Genomic DNA, 16124 nt, shown 5'->3' on the forward strand with positions numbered 1-16124 from the left:
CGGCGTCTCTTTCCAGATGCTAGTCCGTCACGGGGTCCGTTTGCCTGAGAGTTTCCGGGGCGGTTGCTCCTTCGGCGCCGGCGCTTAAGCCGATCTCTCCCGACGTGACGTCTTGAACATAGGCAGGAAAACACGGCGCCACCATGGCTGTCAACGCACGGCGGCAGCTATCAACCAGTCTTGTGTGCTGCGGCAAGCCTATGATCCGCCTGCACAGTTTCTGGACACCGCCTTTGGCCTTGTCTAAAAGCGTTCGGCCGGCAGAAAAGGCTATTTGCGGCCTGACCCGGTCCTATTTCCGATTGGATGAACATGAGCGGCGTCAACGAGATCAGGTCGACATTTCTGAATTACTTCAAGGCGAATGGTCATGAGATCGTGGCCTCGTCGCCGCTCGTCCCGCGCAACGACCCGACCCTGATGTTCACCAATGCCGGCATGGTGCAGTTCAAGAACGTCTTTACCGGCGTCGAGAAGCGCCCGTATCAGCGCGCCACCACCTCGCAGAAATGCGTCCGCGCCGGCGGCAAGCACAACGACCTCGACAATGTCGGCTACACCGCGCGCCATCTCACTTTTTTCGAGATGCTCGGCAATTTCTCGTTCGGCGACTACTTCAAGGAGCGTGCGATCGAGCTTGCCTGGAACCTGATCACCAAGGATTTCGGGCTGAAGAAGGACAAGCTGCTCGTCACCGTCTATCACACCGACGACGAGGCGGCCGCCCTTTGGAAGAAAATCGCGGGCTTTTCCGACGACCGCATTATCCGCATCCCGACCTCGGACAATTTCTGGGCCATGGGTGATACCGGGCCCTGCGGTCCCTGCTCGGAGATCTTCATCGACCGCGGCGAGCACATCTGGGGCGGGCCTCCGGGCAGCCCGGAGGAGGACGGCGACCGCTTCCTCGAATTCTGGAACCTCGTCTTCATGCAGTTCGAGCAGGTGACGAAGGAAGAGCGGCTGCCGCTGCCGCGTCCATCGATCGACACCGGCCTCGGGCTGGAGCGCATGGCCTGCATCCTGCAGGGCGTCGAGAGCGTATTCGAAACCGATCTGTTCCGTCACCTGATCGATGCTACCGCATCCGCGCTCGGGGACGGACCGCAGGAGCAGAACGTGGCGTCGTTCCGCGTCATCGCGGACCATCTGCGCTCCTCGGCCTTCCTGATCACCGACGGCGTGCTGCCCTCGAACGAGGGCCGCGGCTATGTGCTGCGCCGGATCATGCGCCGCGCCATGCGCCACGCGCAGTTGCTTGGCGCGCGCGATCCCTTGATGCATCGGCTGGTCTCGGCGCTGGTGCGCGAGATGGGGCAGGCCTATCCGGATCTGGTGCGGGCGGAAAAGCTGATCGAGGAAACGCTGCGGCTGGAGGAAACCCGCTTCCGCAAGACGCTGGCCCGCGGCCTTTCCATTCTCGATGAGAAGAGCAGTTCGCTGAAGAAGGGCGACATGTTCGACGGTGATACCGCGTTCACGCTGTACGACACCTACGGCTTCCCGCTCGATCTCACGCAGGACGCGCTGAAATCGCGCGGCATCAGCGTCGATCTCGCCTCGTTCACCGATGCGATGGAAAAGCAGAAAGAGAAGGCGCGCGCGTCGTGGTCCGGAAGCGGGGATACCGCGAGCGAGAACATCTGGTTCCCGCTGCGCGAAAAACTCGGCGCCACGGAATTCCTCGGTTATGAAACCGAGAGCGCCGAGGGCGTGATTTCGGCGCTGGTGAAGGACGGCAAGGATGCCGACAGCCTCAAGGCCGGCGAGACCGGTTCGATCGTTCTCAACCAGACGCCGTTCTATGCGGAGTCCGGCGGCCAGGTCGGCGATACCGGCGTGATGATCGGCGAGGGCGTCAAGTTCCGTGTCACCGATACGCAGAAGCGGGCCGGCGATCTGTTCGTGCACCAGGGCACAGTGGAGCAGGGCACGCTGAAGGTCGGCACCGCCTTGCAGCTCGAGGTCGATCATATCAGGCGCTCCTCGATCCGCTCGCATCACTCGGCGACGCATCTGTTGCATGAGGCGCTGCGCCAGGTGCTCGGCGACCACATCGCCCAGCGCGGCTCGCTGGTGGCGCCCGATCGCTTGCGCTTCGATTTCGTGCACCAGAAGCCGATCACGGCGGAAGAACTCGCGCGGATTGAGGATATCGCCAACGAGGTGGTGCTGGAGAATGACGAAGTCACCACGCGCCTGATGGCGGTCGACGATGCCCGCGAGGCCGGGGCGCGCGCGCTGTTCGGTGAAAAATATGGCGACGAGGTGCGGGTGGTGTCGATGGGCCGGCAGGCCCGCGAGCAGGGCCAGAACGCGCTCGGCTGGTCGGTGGAATTGTGCGGCGGCACGCATGTGCGCCGTACCGGCGACATCGGCCTCATTTCAGTGACTGGGGAAAGCGCGGTTGCCTCCGGCGTCCGCCGCATCGAGGCGCTGACCGGACGGCACGCGCGAAAGCACACCAACGACACCATGCAGCTTGCGAGGAACGCGGCCGGCGAACTGCGCACCTCGGTGGAGGAAATGCCGGCGCGCATTGCCGCGCTGGTGGAAGAGCGCAAGAAGCTCGAGCGCGACCTGTCGGATGCGCGCAAGAAGCTGGCGATGGGTGGCGGCGGAGGCAATGGCGCGGCAGCAGCCGGCGGCGTGCGCGAAGTCGGCAACGTCAAGCTGCTCGCGCGTGCGGTCGAAGGCGTCGAGACCAAGGACCTCAAGAGTCTCGTCGACGACGGCAAGAAGCAGATCGGATCCGGCGTGGTTGCGATCGTCGGCGTCACCGAGGATGGCAAGGCCGGGGTGGTGGTCGGCGTCACGGCCGACCTGACCTCGCGCTTCAGCGCGGTCGATCTGGTCAAGATCGCCTCCGCGACGCTCGGCGGCAAGGGCGGCGGCGGGCGGCCCGACTTGGCACAAGCCGGCGGGCCCGACGGCGCCAAGGCCGATGCCGCGTTGTCGGCGATCGAACAGGCCATGGCGGGCGGGTAGTTTGGTTACGTAGACTAGGCGTATGCCGGCGCTCGCCGCGCATGTGCTGCACACGGAGGGCGGCTATGAGCGCGCGATTTGTGTTGGGCTGCGTTTTCGCATTTGGCTTGATCGGCAGCGCCTTCGCTTTGGAAGCGTCCGGTGCCCTCTCAACGATCCAGAGGGCTCCTCAAATAACGCAAAGCCACAACGGGCTCCGTATCGCGCAAGCCGATACTTCGAAGAAGTGTGATGCTGGCTTCTATTGGACCTGTTCCAAATCCGGCTGCTGGTGCCAGCGGAAGGGCCAAGTGTACTAGGCCCCGTCGTCACCCCTTGCGCAGGAACACATAGTCCGCGGAGTAGGGCACGTTCAGGAAGCTGCCGACGGTCTCGCATGCGCCGTCACGCTTGCCGCCCTTGGTGTTGATCCGCTGCACAATGGTGGCATCGGCCAGGACGCCGCTGCCGCGCCGGGATGTCACTTCGAGCTTCAGCCACGGGATGTCGTTCGCGGTCGTGCCGGGGGCGTTGCCGGCGACCTTGGCGGCCACCGCGCTGCCGTCGCTGTGTTCCCAATTCGGTCCGGCGTAGTGGCGGCCGACGGTCTTGCCGTCGGCGAGCAGCGTCGCGATCGGTTCGCGGAACGACCAGATCGCCTTGCCGTCGGCGCCGGCCTTGCATTCGTAGACCTGCGCGCCTTCGGCATGCAGGGTCACGACGACGGCCTGGCCTGGCGCGGCGATGGCTTCGGGAAGCGGGTCGGCGGCGCGCGTGGTCGCCGAACTCGCGAGCAGCAGGAGGGAAATCGCGGCAATCCGGTGTGGAAGCATGGCGATACTCCAAAACCCGTCATTGCGAGGAGCGAGAGCGACGAAGCAATCCATTCTTTCTTCAGCAGAGAAATGGATTGCTTCGCTTCGCTCGCAATGACGTTGACGGGTCTACGCTTGTAGCGACGAGGCGGCTTACTTCGCCGCCATCGCCTTGGTGAGGTTTTCCGCGACCTTGTCGAGGAAGCCGGTCGTGGAGAGCCAGCGCTGGTCGGCACCGACCAGGAGCGCGAGGTCCTTGGTCATGTAGCCGGCCTCGACGGTGTCGACGCAAACCTTCTCAAGCGTGTCGGCGAACTTCGCCAGTTCCTCGTTGTTGTCGAGCTTGGCGCGGTGCGACAGGCCGCGGGTCCAGGCGAAGATCGAGGCGATCGAGTTGGTCGAGGTTTCCTTGCCCTTCTGGTGCTCGCGGTAGTGCCGGGTCACCGTGCCGTGGGCGGCCTCGGCTTCCACGGTATCGCCGTCCGGCGTCATCAGCACCGAGGTCATCAGGCCGAGCGAGCCGTAGCCCTGCGCCACCGTGTCGGACTGCACGTCGCCGTCGTAGTTCTTGCAGGCCCAGACATAGCCGCCGGACCACTTCATCGCCGCCGCCACCATGTCGTCGATCAGGCGGTGTTCATAGGTGATCTTCTTGGCCTCGAACTTGGCCTTGAATTCCTTGTCGTAGATGTCCTGGAAGATGTCCTTGAAGCGCCCGTCATAGGTTTTCAGGATGGTGTTCTTGGTCGAAAGATAGACCGAGTAGCTCTTGGCGAGGCCCTGGTTGAACGAAGCGCGGGCGAAATCGGCGATCGAGTCGTCGAGATTGTACATCGCAAGCGCAATGCCGGCGCCCGGCGACTTGTAGACTTCGCGCTCGATCACCTGGCCGTCATCGCCGACGAATTTCATCGTCAGCGTGCCCTTGCCGGGGAACTTGAAATCGGTGGCGCGGTACTGGTCGCCGAAGGCGTGGCGGCCGATGATGATCGGCTTGGTCCAGCCGGGCACCAGGCGCGGCACGTTCTTGCAGATGATGGGTTCGCGGAACACCACGCCGCCGAGGATGTTGCGGATGGTGCCGTTGGGCGACTTCCACATTTCCTTGAGGCCGAATTCCTTCACCCGGGCCTCGTCCGGGGTGATGGTGGCGCATTTGACGCCGACGCCGACCTTCTTGATGGCGTTGGCGGCGTCGATCGTGACCTGGTCATTGGTCTTGTCGCGGTATTCCATCCCAAGGTCGAAATACATCAGGTTCACGTCAAGGAACGGGTTGATCAGCTTGTCCTTGATGTACTGCCAGATGATCCGGGTCATCTCGTCGCCATCGAGTTCGACGACGGGGTTGGTCACCTTGATTTTTGCCATGACGGAGGGGGCCTTTTTTGGAAAACCGCGCGTTTAGCGGCGGATGGGATGGTGGTGCCGTCGCTATAGCATCCGAAAACGCGGGCTGGAAGGCGATTGGCGGGGCAGATATGGCTGGTTTTCAGGCGAGCCCGAAACGCCGTTCCAGCCAGCTTCGCGCCTTGCCCGGCGGCATGGCGCGGATCACGGCGGCGGCGTTGCGGTTCTGCCGGTGCTGGATTTCGGCGATGTGCAAATAGAGCCGGGCGGCACGCCAGCTGTGGTCCGGATGGCACAGCTCCAGAATTCTGCGCCACACCGCGTTGGCATGGCTGGGATGCTCCGCGAAGCAGGCGCGCCAGAGAATCTCAAGCGCATAGGCCTTCGATGCGTGAGGCTCAATTCGAGAGGCCAGATCAAGGCACTTTTTGAGTTCGCGCTCGGCAAAGACCAGTCGCCCCTGTTTGAACGCCACGCCGATCGGCCATGCCATCACGGCCACCGTGCCATAGGCGTCATGGCATGATTGCGCCTCACGCGCGGCTTCTTCCAGAATAGACAGGGCCGCGCCTGGGTCCGCGTATTCCGCAACCGAGGTCAGAGCCTGGACGCGATACCACGCATCGGGGCAGCCGCGCGCCGCCTGCAGCGCCTTGGCGGTGTCGGTCGGCGCCAGCTGTCCCGCCCGCTGACGTCCGATCAGGGACATATGTGAGGGCGTTGGCGTGTGCGGATAGCGCTGCTCGTGGGAAGACATGTGGCTTGGTCGCGGCGCGAGCGGACGCGGTTCGCTCCGAGGCCTGCCTCAGGCTCGATCAGGGTCAGAACGCTGCCTGTGTCGCCGTTCCCGCCACCACATACCAGGTCACGAACAGGCCGCAGATCAGCGCGCCCGGCAGGCTGGAGCCGGTCCGCCGCCAGGTGAAGGTCGCGACCACGGCGCAGATCGCCAGGAGCGGCACGAACTGGATGGCGACGATGGTCGAAAGCGGCACGAAGCCGGGATCGGGCAGCGGGTTGAACAACTTTCCGGTCAGCCAGAGCGTGCCGTATTGCAGCACCAGCAGCACGATGAAGCCCAGCGTCAGCGCCAGGATGTTGGTGAGGTAAAGGGTGGCCCGCCCCGCAGCCATGGTCGAGAAATTCCGGTGCAGCACATGCAGCGCCACCACGAAAAACGCCGTGAACGGCACCAGGTAGATCAGGAAAATCAACGCCTGCCTGGCGCTCATCAGCTTCAGCGCCACGATCCAGAACCGGAAGTCGATCTTGAAGGCGAGGTCGGCCACCCACAGCGCCGCATAGCCGATCGCGACCGTCGCGACCGCGATCACCAGCGACTGGCCGATAATCCCAGCCCGGCTGGCGCGTTTGGGCGCGAACGGCATCAAGGCCAGCGTGATCAGGGCGTTGATGACGGCCCAGACCATGATCTGGTTGGTGATCCCCTGCGGCAGCCAGGCCGACGGTTTTACAAAAGTGCCCGCCAGCGCGAAGGCCGGATAGTAGGTTAGCGCCGGGATGAACGCGGTCAGGATGAAGGCGGTGGTCCAGCGCCGGCCGTCTGCCGCCGAATGCGCCGGCATGGTGCCATCGGCGATCTCGGGCAGCCGCAGGCGGGAATACATCCCGGCTTCCAGCAGGGCATCAAAGGCCCCGATCAGGAGGGCAACAAAGCCGAGCAGCGCCACCAGCGTACCGAGTTCCTTGCGGAACCAGATCTGGTCATCGGCCGGCAGCGGCGTGCCGCCCTTCAAGGTTTTGGCGAACCAGTCGAGGCTGTAGCCGATCGCTTCATGGGAGATGTGCTCGGCCGGATGGGTGATGGCGGGGGTGTACAGCACCCGCGCGGTTCCCTGGGCGATGTCGCCATAGACCTTGCCCGGCTCGACCGGCCCCTGAGTCCCGAACACGGCCCACAGCTTTGGGCTCTGGGTGACATCCCGGGCCCGATCGACGCCCCACATCAGGGTGGAAAATTCCTCGTATTGGGCGAACACCAAAGCGGTGTTCCGCGGCCAGGTCGGGGTGCCGTCGGCGGCGAACGGCTTGCCGGTCGAGGACCCCTCCAGCACCATCGACTTGTAGTCATTGGGCATGGCGGTCGCCGCCGCCAGCACGGTCCAACCGCCCATCGAATGCCCCTCGAGGCCGATATTGGTCTTGTCGACGAAGTCGAGGCTGCGCAGATAGACCAGTCCGTCCGGACCACCAAAACCGTTGGCGAAGGCGGGCGGGTCGCTATAGCCATGGCCGGTCTGGTCGAGGGCGAGGACGACATAGCCGCGGCGGGCGAACTCGATGGCAAAGCCGTCCTGGGTCTCGCGCGAATTGATGTAGCCGTGGACCGCCAGAATCCCCGGCGCCGGAATCTGCGGCGTGGCGTTCGCGGGAATGTAGAGCAGGGCACTCATGGTGTTGCCCTTGGCGCCCTTGAACCTGACGTCCTGGATCCGGATGCCGCCGGAGGTCTGGGTCAGATGGGCCAGCAGGCCGCCGGCCAGAATGAGGAGGACACCGACAATCGCCAACGACCATCTGCCGCGCATGGACGTCTCCTCTTTTGGCCTCAGCCGTTGAACCGGCCGCCTGTTTGTTTGCAGCTTCGCTTTGAGTGTGATTGTTAGCCTATCCGAAAGCGGTGCGCGTACAAGCCACGCGCGATTCTGCCCAATTGAGGCTTTGACCGAACTTCCGGAAACGCTACTAAGCCCGTTGTCTGGCTTGAGAATTTTGGCCGCTGCCGTGGCCGCTCATCGAGACATGGAATGATGTTTTGAATCAGGTGCTTCGCATCCTGATTCAAAACCTTCAGAAGTTGAATCAGCTTCCGAACTTGAATTGGAAAGTGACGCGCGAAATGTCCGGGTCTGGGACCGATAAAACCAAGTCTGGTTTGGACTTAGCTGGACCTGTTGTGATCCTTGTCGAACCACAGCTCGGCGAGAATATCGGCATGGCCGCGCGAGCGATGGGCAACTTCGCTCTTTCCCGTTTAAGAATCGTGAATCCGCGCGACGGCTGGCCGAACATCGCAGCCCAACGCGCCGCCGCCGGTGCGGACCAGATTCTGGAGAGCGCCGAATTGTTCGACACCGTCGAGCAGGCGGTCGCGGATCTGACCCTGCTGTTTGCGACCACCGCCCGTGCCCACGACCAGGCCAAGCCGGTGGTGACACCTGCCGATGCCGCGGCTGAGATCGTGGCCCATGTCGCCGACCGAGGCGGGGTCGGCATCATGTTCGGCCGGGAGCGCTACGGTCTCCAGAACGAGGAGGTCGCACTCGCCAACCGGATCATCACCTTCCCGGTCAACCCCGGCTTCGCCTCGCTCAATCTGGCGCAGGCGGTGCTCTTGATCGGCTACGAGTGGTTCAAGCTGTCGACCGGCGGCACCCTCCCGTTCGCGATGCCCGAACGGTCCGAGCCGGCTTCCCAACACCAGATGCAGGCCTTCTTCGACAACCTCGTCCGGGAGCTCGACAAGGTCGAGTTCCTGCGCCCGGCCGAGAAACGGGACACCATGCTGGTCAACCTGCGCAACATCTTTACCCGGATGGACCCGACCAAGCAGGACATGCACACCCTCCATGGAGTGGTGATGGCGATCGCCGAGGGCCGCAAGGGTCCGGCCAAGGGCGGCGTACTCGACGGCGAACAGGCGACGCGGTTGCGGGCGCTGCTGGCCGAACATAGCCAGGCCGCCGCGCCTTCCGAAAACGGAACCGTCCGCGGGCTGGCCCGGTTGCTGCGCCGCAACCCGACCGACGCCGAGCGGATGCTGTGGCAGTCCCTGACCAGGGACCGCCGCTTCGCCGGCCAGTTCAAACGCCAGACCCCGGTTGGCCGCCACATCCCCGACTTCGTCTCCTTCGTGCACCGGATCGCGATCGAGCTGGTCAACCTGACCGAGTCCGAGGCGATCGTCGCCGACCGGGCCGCCCGGCGGAGCTGGCTGGAGGCGCGCGACTACCGGGTGGTCGAGATGCGGGTGGCGGATGTGGAGGGCGACCTCGAGGCCGAGTTGGGGCGGCTGGAGGCGAGCCTGCGGCAGGCTGGTTAAGACAAGTCAGTCCCGATCAGGAACTGGCCTGCCGCGAACGGGCAGCTGAAATCCCGAGCGCCTTCATGCGCGAGGCCAGCGTGGTCGGCTTGAGGTCGAGCATCGCGGCGGCGCCGCCGGCGCCGAACACCTTGCCGTTGCAGGCGGCAAGGGCGGCGAGAATGTTGGCGCGTTCGTGATCGCGCATCTCGGCTGATGTCATGACGGCCGGCCGCACGTCGCTCTTGTGGCGGCTGGCGCTGGCCGGCGAATGCGCGCCAACATTATCCGGCAGATCGATCCGCAGCCGTCCATTCTGCGACAAGATCGCCGCGCGCTCGATCACGTTCTGCAGTTCGCGGACATTGCCGGGCCAGTCGTAACGCTGCAGCCGCCGCGCATCGCCTTCCGACAACCGCAGATCGGATTTCAGCTCGTTGCTCTCGCTCATCAGAAAATGCTGGGCCAGCAGCGGAATGTCCTCGCGGCGGTCCCGCAGCGGCACCGATTCCACCGGAAACACGTTGAGCCGGAAATACAAATCCTCGCGAAACCGGCCGCGCTGCACTTCCTGCTTCAGGTTCCGGTTGGTGGCGGCGATCACGCGCACATCGACGGTGCGGGTGCGTTCCTCGCCGACACGCTCGAAATTGCCCTCCTGCAGCACACGCAGCAGCTTGCCCTGCAGTTCCAGCGGGATTTCGCCGACCTCGTCGAGAAACAGCGTGCCGCCATCGGCAAGTTCAAACCGGCCAATGCGGTCGCGCACCGCGCCGGTGAAGGCGCCTTTGACGTGGCCGAAGAATTCACTCTCGAACAGTTCGCGCGGGATCGCCGCGCAATTGACTCGGATCAGCGGCCGGTCGCGGCGGTTGCTGGCTTCATGAATGGCGCGCGCGATCAATTCCTTGCCGGTGCCGGACTCGCCCGTGATCATCACGGCCGCCGTGGTCGGTGCGACCAGTTTGACCTGACGCAGCGTCTTCTGGATCGCCTCGCTCTGGCCGATGATGCCGCGCGGATTGGTCTCGATCCGGATCTCTTCCTGCAGATAGGCGTTTTCCAGTTCCAGCCGCTCGCGCAAGCGGTCGACTTCGGCAAGCGCGGCGTGCAGCTTTTCGTCGGCCTCGCGGCGGTGGCTGACGTCGCGAAACACGATCACGGCTCCGACCACCGTGCCGCGGTCGCGGATCGGCGTCGACGTGTATTCGACCCAGACCGGCGAGCCGTTCTTGCGCCAGAACACCTCGCCATCGACGTTGTGGACCGCGCCGTCGCGGAACGCCGCATAGATCGGACAGTCCTCATCGGGGTAATGACTGCCGTCATGGTGGCTGTGGTGAACGATCGGATGGATCGCTTTGCCCACCAGTTCCTCGGCGGTCCATCCGAGCATGCGTTCCGCGGCGGGATTGACGAAGGTGGTCTTGCCTTCGGCGTTGACGCCGTAAATGCCTTCGCCCGCGGCGCGCAGGATCAGCTGGTTCTCACGCTCGATGTCCTGGAACACGCGTTCGACCCGCTGCCAGGCGGCGAGCCCGCCGCGCATATGGTCCTCGGCGGTGGCATCGACATAGCGGCGGCGGCGCTGTTCGAGATCACTCATCGTGAGCAGGATCAGTGCGCGTCCGTCATGCGGCAGCATCGATCCCGTATATTCCAGCCGCAGCTTCTGGCTGGTGGCATGGCGCGGCGTCAGCGCGTTGGTCCAGTAGGCGCCCTTGTCGAGCACGGCCTGGCTGAACACGATCAGCGCAGGCACTTGCCCGGCATGCAGCGCGCTGAATTTGGTTTCCCGCAGCAGCGTGCGGTCGTAGCCGAGCAGGGTGCAGGCGGCGGGATTGGCATCGATGATCTCGTCGGTATCGGGGTCGAGCAGCAGCGTCGGCTCGACCAGATAGTCGAACGTGAGGGTGCGCAGATCAGAATCGCGCGGCGTCGCGGCATGCAAATGCGGCGTCTGGTCCATTCTCAAAAACTCCGAGAATTCGTAATTATACTACGATTTTTCGTGTATCACGAATTCTCGTAATTGCCAACAATCCAGCTAAATAGCTGTATTAATTCGGCAAACGCGGCCGGATCGGGCTGGCACACTCCTTGCGTAATTGACCCCAGCGTCACGCAGGAGGTTTCATGTCCACGTTCGACAATCCGTTCGATCCCGCCCGCCGACTCCATGCCCAGGGTTGCAGCTGCGGCCGGCACGTTAGCGATGCCGAACATGATGCCGCCGCGCAGCTTGCGCTGCAGCCGGCGGTCGCGGCTTCCGAAGAGGCCCGCTTTGAGAACGTGGTCGCATCCGCCGTGATGCGCGCGATGTTTCCGCAGGATGTGGCGCGCCGCGCCTTCCTGAAGTCGGTAGGGGCGGCGACCGCCGCCGCCGCGCTGTCGCAATTTTTCCCGCTGAAGACCGCGACCGAGGCCTTCGCGCAAGGTGCGCCGCTGGAAAAGAAGGACCTCAAGGTCGGCTTCATTCCGATCACCTGCGCGACGCCGATCATCATGGCGGCGCCGATGGGGTTTTACTCCAAGAACGGCCTCAACGTCGAAGTCATCAAGACAGCCGGCTGGGCCGTCATTCGCGACAAGACCATCAACAAGGAGTACGACGCAGCCCACATGCTGTCGCCGATGCCGCTCGCGATCACGATGGGCGTCGGCTCCAACCCGTTGCCCTACACGATGCCGGCGGTCGAGAACATCAACGGCCAGGCCATCACGCTGGCGGTCAAGCACAAGGACAAGCGCGATCCGAAGACCTGGAAGGGCTTTAAATTCGCCGTTCCGTTCGACTACTCCATGCACAATTATCTGCTGCGCTATTATCTCGCCGAGCACGGCATCGACCCGGATGCCGACGTGCAGATCCGCGCCGTGCCGCCGCCGGAAATGGTCGCCAACCTGCGCGCCGACAATATCGACGGCTTCCTTGGTCCCGATCCGATGAACCAGCGGGCGGTCTATGACGGCGTCGGCTTCATCCACATCCTGACCAAGGATATCTGGGAGGGCCATCCCTGCTGCGCCTTTGCCGCATCGAAGGAATTCATCACCTCGATGCCGAACACCTACAGCGCGCTGCTGAAATCGATCATCGAAGCCACCGCGTACGCGCACAAGGCCGAGAACCGCAAGCAGATCGCGGAGGCCATCGCGCCCGCGAATTATTTGAACCAGCCGCAGATCGTGCTGGAGCAGATTCTTACCGGAACCTTCGCCGACGGTCTCGGCAACGTCGTGACCCAACCGAACCGCGTCGATTTCGATCCGTTCCCCTGGCAGTCCTTTGCGATCTGGATCATGACGCAGATGAAGCGTTGGGGGCAGCTCAAGGGCGACGTCGACTATGCCGGCATTGCCGCGCAGGTCTATCTCGCCACCGACGCCACAAGGCTGATGAAAGAGGCGGGGCTGACGCCGCCGACCACCACCACCAAGAGTTTTTCGGTGATGGGCAAGACCTTCGATCCGGCCAAACCCGAGGATTACCTCGCCAGCTTCAAGATCAGGAAGGCTTCGTGAGGATGAGGGCGCAACTACATTTGCCGCTGTCGTCCCGGCGAAGGCCGGGACCCATACGCCGTGCTGTCTGTATGGGGCACAACGTCAACGACCTTCCTTCATCACCACCGCCGCGGAGTATGGGTCCCGGCGTTCGCCGGGACGACGTGCTGAGAGGTCTTGCCCGATGACCTCCTCCTTGCGTCTCCGCGCGGCGATCGTGTCGATCGTGCTGTTCGCTGCGTTCCTCGGCATCTGGCACATTTCGACGCGCGGCACCGGCGCCGTCGCCAACATGACGCCGGAATACGCCAAGCTGATGGGGCTGACCGCGACCGCCGGCAAATCGGCGATGCCGGGCCCGCTCGATGTCGGCGCCAAGCTGTGGGAACACCTGAAGAGCCCGTTCTACGATAACGGGCCGAACGACAAGGGGCTCGGAATCCAGCTCGGCTATTCCATCGCCCGCGTCGGCCTCGGATATTTCCTGGCTGTGATCGTCGCGATACCGCTCGGCTTCCTGATCGGCATGTCGCCGCTGTTCAGCAAAGCGCTCGACCCGTTCATCCAGGTGCTGAAGCCGATCTCGCCGCTGGCCTGGATGCCGCTCGCGCTCTACACCATCAAGGATTCCAGCATTTCCGCGATCTTCGTGATCTTCATTTGCTCGGTATGGCCGATGCTGCTCAACACCAGCTTTGGCGTCGCCGCCGTACGCAAGGAATGGATCAACGTCGCCCGTACGCTGGAAGTCGGCACCGTCAGGCGCGCCTTCACCGTGATCCTGCCGGCGGCGGCGCCGACCATTCTGACGGGCATGCGGATCTCGATCGGCATCGCCTGGCTCGTGATCGTCGCGGCCGAGATGCTGGTCGGCGGCACCGGCATCGGCTACTTCGTCTGGAACGAGTGGAACAACCTTTCGATCACCAATGTCATCATCGCGATCCTGCTGATCGGCATCGTCGGCATGCTGCTCGACCAGATCCTTGCGCGGTTCACGCGCATGGTCACGTTCCCGGAGTAGAGCGATGACCGACAAATTCATCTCGATCGAAGGCATCGCGCGGCGTTATCCCGGTGCCGATGGCGGCCAGATCAGCGTGTTCGAGGATCTCTGGCTGTCGATGGCGCGCGGCGAGTTCGGCTGCGTGATCGGCCATTCCGGCTGCGGCAAGACCACGGTGTTGAACATCCTCGCCGGCCTTGATGAACCCAGCGAGGGCGCTGTCATCGTCGACGGGCAGGCGATCGAAGGCACCAGCCTCGACCGCGCCGTGATCTTCCAGAGCCACGCGCTACTGCCGTGGCGCACGGTGCTCGGCAATGTCTCCTATGCCGTCACCTCGAAATGGCGCAACTGGGATCGTGCCAAGGTGAAGGCGCATGCGCAGAAGTTCATCGATCTGGTCGGGTTGACCGGCTCCGAGCACAAGCGCCCGTCGGAATTGTCTGGCGGCATGAAGCAGCGCGTCGGCATCGCGCGGGCGCTTTCGATCACGCCAAAAATCATGCTGATGGACGAGCCGTTCTCGGCGCTCGATGCGCTGACGCGGGGAACGCTGCAGGACGAGGTGCGCCGCATCTGCCTGGAGACCGGCCAGACCGCGTTCATGATCACCCATGACGTGGATGAAGCGATCTATCTCGCCGACAAGATTTTCCTGATGACCAACGGGCCCGGAGCGGTGCTCGCCGAGATCGTGGAAAATCCGCTGCCAAAGGACCGCGGCCGCATCGATCTGCACCGCCATCCCTATTACTACGCGCTGCGCAACCACATCGTCGATTTCCTGGTCAGCCGCAGCAAGACCTTTGCGGCCACTGTAACCAATCACGATCCGCGCAACGTGCCGATCGTGCGGCCGGGCCTGAGCGAGCCGACCATCGTCGCGTCGCCGAAAATGATCGAGACCAGCCCGGCTCAGACGATCGCCAGTTAACATTCACCAGGAGACGAGACATGAAACGCGAAGACCTCACCGAAAAGCTGCTCGACATCAAGCGTGAGAAAGGCTGGAGCTGGAAGCACATCTGCGAACAGATCGGCGGCTATTCAGAGGTGCTGATCGTCGGCGCCATTCTCGGCCAGATGAAACTGACCAAGCCGCAGGCCGCGAATGCCGGTGAGCTGTTCGGCCTGTCGAAGTCGGAAGTAGCGATGCTGAACGAAGTGCCGATGCGCGGCACCGGCACGCCGATGCCGCCGACCGATCCCCTGATCTATCGCTTCTACGAGATGGTGCTGGTCAATGGCCCGGCGTGGAAGGCGCTGATCGAGGAAGAATTCGGCGACGGCATCATGTCGGCGATCGACTTCGACATGGCGATGGAGCGCGTTGCCAATCCCAAAGGCGACCGCGTCAAGATCACGATGTCCGGAAAATTCCTGCCTTACAAATATTACGGCGCCAGCGGCAATGTGCCGGAGTATGGGTTCAAGGAAGGCTGAACCAACCCTGCGTCATTGCGAGCGCAGCGAAGCAATCCATATCGCCACGCGAAGAGAGAATGGATTGCTTCGTCGCTTACGCTCCCTTGCGCAAACGCTTTGCGTTTGTCGCAGGCAATGACGGCGGAGCTCACCCTCACGCCGCCGCGAACGCTGCCCTGACTTCCTTGATCGGCGCCATCTCACGCACATAGGTGAATGCGCCCTGATCCTTCATCTCGCGGGCGCATTTGAGAAACGCGGCGAGCGCAACACGCGCCATCGCGCCGCCGACGCTGATGCGCTTGACGCCGGCGGCGGCAATCTGCGGCACGGTCAATGTCGGATCGGCAAATCCCATCACCAGGTTGAAGGGTTTGCCGACCGACGATACGACTGTGCGGATGGTGTCGATGTCGTGCACGCCAGGCGAATAGAGCACGTCGGCGCCGGCGGCCTCGAACGCCTGCAAGCGCTTGATGGTGTCGTCGAGATCATTATGGCCATACAGCAGGTTCTCGGCCCGCGCGGTCAGCGTGAACGGGAACGGCAGCGCGCGGGCGGCTTCGACCGCCGCATGCACCCGTTCGACCGCGAGCGCGAAATCGTAAATCGGCCGTCTGGGATCGCCGGTTGAATCCTCGATCGAGCCGCCGACCACGCCGGCTTCGGCCGCGCGCGCGATGGCTTTGGCGGCCGTCTTCGGGTCATCCGCGCCGCAATTCTCCAGATCCGCATTGACGGGCAGGTCGGTCGCGTCAGCAATGGCGCGGCAATTCTCGATAATGGCGTCGAGGCTGACGGTGGCGCTGCCGAGCGTGTTGGCAAGCCCGAGGCTGGTGGTCGCGAGCGCCTCAAAACCCATCGCCGCCAGCAGCTTGGCGGTGCCGGCGTCCCATGGATTGGGGATGATGAAGGCGCCGGGCCGCGCGTGCAGGGCGCGGAACAGTTCGGCTTTTTCCATCTGGCTGCGCATCGGTCGTTTCCCTCAATTGGTTGCTTCGCGGCCAAACAT

Annotated in this window: 12 protein-coding genes and 1 riboswitch; of the genes, 6 read left to right on the forward strand and 6 right to left on the reverse strand. The window is 63.6% G+C overall.

Going from position 1 to position 16124, the window contains the following annotated elements; genetic code table 11:
* Nucleotides 1-22: 22 nt before the first annotated feature.
* Nucleotides 23-113: riboswitch (glycine riboswitch) on the reverse strand.
* A 199-nt stretch (nt 114-312) separates the two neighbouring features.
* Complete coding sequence (gene alaS / locus JQ567_RS32190; protein ID WP_212442552.1) at nt 313-2988, forward strand: alanine--tRNA ligase; 2676 nt, start codon at nt 313-315, stop codon at nt 2986-2988.
* A 308-nt stretch (nt 2989-3296) separates the two neighbouring features.
* Here the strand turns inward: alaS and JQ567_RS32195 are convergent, their stop codons facing one another.
* The 4 genes from JQ567_RS32195 to JQ567_RS32210 all read right to left on the reverse strand — a co-directional run bounded on the left by JQ567_RS32195 (nt 3297) and on the right by JQ567_RS32210 (nt 7681).
* Nucleotides 3297-3800: a DUF3455 domain-containing protein gene (locus JQ567_RS32195; RefSeq protein WP_212442553.1), complete on the reverse strand. Its 504-nt coding sequence runs from the start codon at nt 3798-3800 to the stop codon at nt 3297-3299.
* Between the two features lie 135 nt (nt 3801-3935).
* The gene (locus JQ567_RS32200; protein WP_212442554.1) at nt 3936-5153 is read right to left on the reverse strand and encodes an NADP-dependent isocitrate dehydrogenase; all 1218 of its coding nucleotides are present in this window, start codon (nt 5151-5153) and stop codon (nt 3936-3938) included.
* A gap of 121 nt (nt 5154-5274) precedes the next feature.
* Nucleotides 5275-5889: a hypothetical protein gene (locus JQ567_RS32205; RefSeq protein ID WP_212442555.1), complete on the reverse strand. Its 615-nt coding sequence runs from the start codon at nt 5887-5889 to the stop codon at nt 5275-5277.
* A 64-nt stretch (nt 5890-5953) separates the two neighbouring features.
* A complete protein-coding gene (locus tag JQ567_RS32210) occupies nt 5954-7681 on the reverse strand; it encodes a S9 family peptidase (protein WP_212442556.1) in 1728 nt (575 codons plus the stop codon).
* 311 nt (nt 7682-7992) lie between these two features.
* Between JQ567_RS32210 and JQ567_RS32215 the strand changes: the two genes are divergently transcribed.
* The gene (locus JQ567_RS32215; protein WP_212442580.1) at nt 7993-9195 is read left to right on the forward strand and encodes a TrmJ/YjtD family RNA methyltransferase; all 1203 of its coding nucleotides are present in this window, start codon (nt 7993-7995) and stop codon (nt 9193-9195) included.
* A 16-nt stretch (nt 9196-9211) separates the two neighbouring features.
* Here the strand turns inward: JQ567_RS32215 and JQ567_RS32220 are convergent, their stop codons facing one another.
* On the reverse strand, nt 9212-11143 hold the full coding sequence (locus JQ567_RS32220; RefSeq protein ID WP_212442557.1) for a sigma 54-interacting transcriptional regulator: 1932 nt from the start codon (nt 11141-11143) through the stop codon (nt 9212-9214).
* Nucleotides 11144-11310: 167 nt separating this feature from the next.
* On the opposite strand from JQ567_RS32220, the gene JQ567_RS32225 reads away from it, so the two are divergent.
* From JQ567_RS32225 to cynS, 4 genes are all read left to right on the forward strand, one after another.
* Nucleotides 11311-12699 (forward strand): CmpA/NrtA family ABC transporter substrate-binding protein, encoded by a 1389-nt coding sequence (locus tag JQ567_RS32225; protein WP_212442558.1) that lies wholly within the window; start codon nt 11311-11313, stop codon nt 12697-12699.
* A 166-nt stretch (nt 12700-12865) separates the two neighbouring features.
* A complete protein-coding gene (gene ntrB / locus JQ567_RS32230; protein WP_212442559.1) occupies nt 12866-13705 on the forward strand; it encodes a nitrate ABC transporter permease in 840 nt (279 codons plus the stop codon).
* A 4-nt stretch (nt 13706-13709) separates the two neighbouring features.
* A complete protein-coding gene (locus JQ567_RS32235; RefSeq protein ID WP_212442560.1) occupies nt 13710-14621 on the forward strand; it encodes an ABC transporter ATP-binding protein in 912 nt (303 codons plus the stop codon).
* Nucleotides 14622-14641: 20 nt separating this feature from the next.
* Nucleotides 14642-15130: a cyanase gene (gene cynS, locus JQ567_RS32240; RefSeq protein ID WP_212413637.1), complete on the forward strand. Its 489-nt coding sequence runs from the start codon at nt 14642-14644 to the stop codon at nt 15128-15130.
* Between the two features lie 136 nt (nt 15131-15266).
* Here the strand turns inward: cynS and JQ567_RS32245 are convergent, their stop codons facing one another.
* Nucleotides 15267-16085, reverse strand: coding sequence for an oxaloacetate decarboxylase (locus tag JQ567_RS32245; protein WP_212442561.1), 819 nt, complete (start codon nt 16083-16085; stop codon nt 15267-15269).
* Nucleotides 16086-16124: the final 39 nt, after the last annotated feature.

The organism is Bradyrhizobium sp. AUGA SZCCT0431, from assembly GCF_018131065.1.
GTDB lineage: Bacteria > Pseudomonadota > Alphaproteobacteria > Rhizobiales > Xanthobacteraceae > Bradyrhizobium.